Source organism: Polaromonas sp. P3_C2 (assembly GCF_056402675.1).
Genome location: NZ_JBFUGX010000928.1, coordinates 1 through 1309, shown reverse-complemented (window position 1 = coordinate 1309; position 1309 = coordinate 1). Strand labels below are relative to the sequence as shown.

The 1309-nt window shown below is 59.3% G+C and carries 2 protein-coding genes and 1 pseudogene; all 3 read left to right on the top strand.

Annotation, left to right across the window (positions count from 1 at the left end):
• On the top strand, nt 1-491 hold a 491-nt coding region (locus AC1DWI_RS23480; protein ID WP_477725953.1), incomplete at its 5' end, for an NADH-quinone oxidoreductase subunit J.
• Nucleotides 488-796 (top strand): NADH-quinone oxidoreductase subunit NuoK, encoded by a 309-nt coding sequence (nuoK, locus tag AC1DWI_RS23475; RefSeq protein WP_007864437.1) that lies wholly within the window; start codon nt 488-490, stop codon nt 794-796. The genes AC1DWI_RS23480 and nuoK, both read left to right, overlap by 4 nt.
• 144 nt (nt 797-940) lie before the next feature.
• Nucleotides 941-1309, top strand: a pseudogene (locus AC1DWI_RS23470) (NADH-quinone oxidoreductase subunit L); the annotation flags it as partial.

Sequence of the window (1309 nt, the reverse complement as noted above, 5' to 3'; positions counted from 1 at the left end):
CCATTACGCTGGTGCTGGTTTATGTGGGTGCTGTGATGGTGCTCTTCCTGTTCGTCGTGATGATGCTGGACATCAATATTGACAGTGTCCGCAAGGGCTTCTGGAAGCACTTCCCGCTGGCCGGGTCAGTGGGCGCCATCATCGCGCTGGAAATGTCTTACGTGCTGATGGGCGGTTTTCGTGAGCCACCCAAGGCCGCGACCGCCGCGGGCCAGATAGGCGCGCAGATCTCCAATACCAAGGAGCTCGGCAAACTGCTGTACTCCGAATACCTCTATCCGCTGGAAGTTGCCGCGGTGATTCTGCTGGTGGCCATCATTGCGGCCATCGCGCTGACCTTGCGTGCACGCAAGGACTCCAAATACCAGAACCCTTCAGAACAGATACGGGTCAAGCGCGCTGACCGTGTAAGCCTGGTCAAGATGAAATCCGTTGTGGCCGCACCAGCTGTCATTCCGGCTGCAGTACCTGCCGAGGAAAAGAAGCCATGACGCTCACACTGGGACATTTTCTTTCGCTGGGCGCGATGCTGTTCGCGCTGTCGGTSATCGGCATCTTCCTGAACCGCAAGAACCTGATCGTGCTGCTSATGGCSATCGAGCTCATGCTGCTGGCGGTCAACATGAATTTTGTGGCCTTCTCGTACTACCTGAATGACATGGCCGGCCAGGTATTTGTGTTCTTCATCCTGACCGTCGCTGCGGCCGAATCGGCCATAGGCCTGGCCATCCTGGTGCTGCTGTTCCGCAACAAGTCCAGCATCAACGTCGACGAACTCAACACGCTCCAGGGCTAAAGATGACGCTCCCCCCCGAAGCGGCCTCCGGCCGCCTCCCCCTCAAGGGGGCGCCGCTGACGGCCCGGCAGAGCCGGTTCCGTGGCGGCCCTGGCATGGCTTCCTTGTTTGCCAGCGCAACTTGCTTGACGAAGAAAAACTGATATGGCATCCACCCTCAACGCTTCAACTCTGCTGGCCGTCCCGCTGGCGCCGCTGGCCGGCGCCTTGGCGGCCGGTATTCTCGGCACCTCTTTCGGCGGCAACTGGATAGGCCGGCGCCTGTCGCACACCCTCACCATCCTCGGGGTGCTGGTGGCTTTCATCATTTCGGCCATGACGCTCAAGAGCGTGGCGATTGACGGCGCGCGCTTCAACGAGACGCTCTACACCTGGATGAGCGTCGGTGGCCTGAAAATGGAAATCGGTTTCCTGGTCGACGGCCTCACAGCCATGATGATGTGCGTGGTGACCTTTGTGTCGCTCATGGTGCACATCTACACCATAGGCTACATGGAAGAAGACGAGGGCTAC